Source organism: Streptomyces sp. SID3212 (genome assembly GCF_009865405.1).
Taxonomy (GTDB): domain Bacteria; phylum Actinomycetota; class Actinomycetes; order Streptomycetales; family Streptomycetaceae; genus Streptomyces.
This window is the reverse complement of the sequence record NZ_WWJY01000743.1, coordinates 1-1,392: the sequence shown is the minus strand read 5'-3', so window position 1 is coordinate 1,392 and position 1,392 is coordinate 1. Positions and strand designations below refer to the sequence as shown.

Below are 1,392 nucleotides of genomic sequence, written 5' to 3'. Positions count from 1 at the left end.
TTCGTCGCCGACCCGTACGACGCGGGCGGCGGGCGCATGTACCGCACCGGCGACCTCGTGCGCTGGACCGAGAGCGGCTCCGTCGAGTACGTCGGACGGGCCGACGGGCAGGTCAAACTCCGCGGGTTCCGCATCGAGCCGGGCGAGGTCGAGAACGCCCTGGCCGCCGACCCGGAGGTGCGCGCCGCGTGCGTCCTGGTCCGCGAGGACATACCCGGCGACCGCAGACTCGTCGCCTACGTCGTGCCCGCTCCGGGCGCCCGGCCGGACGAGGCCGACCTCGCCCGGAGACTGGGGCGCACGCTGCCCGCGTACATGGTGCCGTCCGCGTTCGTCCCGCTCGACGCGCTGCCCCTCAACGCCAACGGCAAGGTCGACCGCCGGGCGCTGCCCGTGCCCCGCGCCGCCGTCACCACGAGCGGTGTTCCGCGCACGGCCTACGAAGAGGTCCTGGCCGGCCTGTTCGCCGACGTCCTGGGCATGGCCGCCGTCGGCGTGGACGACAACTTCTTCTCCCTGGGCGGCCATTCACTGCTGGCCACCCGTCTCATCGGCAGGACCCGGGCCGCCCTGGGCGCCGAACTCGACCTCCGTACCCTCTTCGACCACCCCACGGTCGCCTCGCTCGCGGCTGTCCTCGACACCTCCGGGGTGGGCCGGCCGGCCCTCCTCCCGCAGGACCTGCCCGACGCGGTGCCGCTGTCCTTCGCGCAGCAGCGGTTGTGGTTCCTCAACCGACTCGAAGGCCCCAGCGCCACCTACAACGTGCCGCTCGTCCTGGAACTCGAAGGTCCGCTGGACCCTGACGCCCTGCGCGGCGCGCTGGCCGACGTGGTCGTACGGCACGAGAGCCTGCGTACCGTCTTCGCCGAGGACGACGGGGTCGCTCGCCAGGAAGTCCTGGACGCGGGGCTTGCCCCGTCGCTCGTCCCTCTTGTCGTGGAGACACCTCCCGAAGGGGAGTCCGCGGACGCCTGGGCCGGGGAAACGGTGGACCGGCTGACCGCCGTGCCCTTCGACCTGGCCGGTGACGTCGCCGTCCGCGCCCACCTGCTCCGCCTGGAACCCGCCCGCCACATCCTGGTCCTCGTCCTCCACCATGTGGTCGCCGACGGCTGGTCGCTCGCCCCGCTGAGCCGTGACCTGGGCGCCGCCTACCGGGCCAGGACCGAGGGCGCGCGCGACACGTCCGCTCGGCCGGCGCCGCGTGTGCAGTACGCCGACTACGCCCTCTGGCAGCGCCGTCTGCTCGGCGACGACAGCGACCCGGACAGCCTGGCCGCCCGTCAACTCGCCTACTGGCAGCAGGCGTTGCGCGGCGCGCCCGACCTGCTCGACCTGCCGCTCGACCGGCCGCGCCCCGCCGTGCCCAGCCACCGGGGCGACACCGTC

The 1,392-nt window shown here is 74.1% G+C and carries 1 protein-coding gene; it reads left to right on the top strand.

Going from position 1 to position 1,392, the window contains the following annotated elements; genetic code table 11:
• Positions 1-1,392: condensation domain-containing protein (locus GT042_RS22415; RefSeq protein WP_161310520.1), on the top strand; the 1,392-nt coding region annotated here is incomplete at both ends.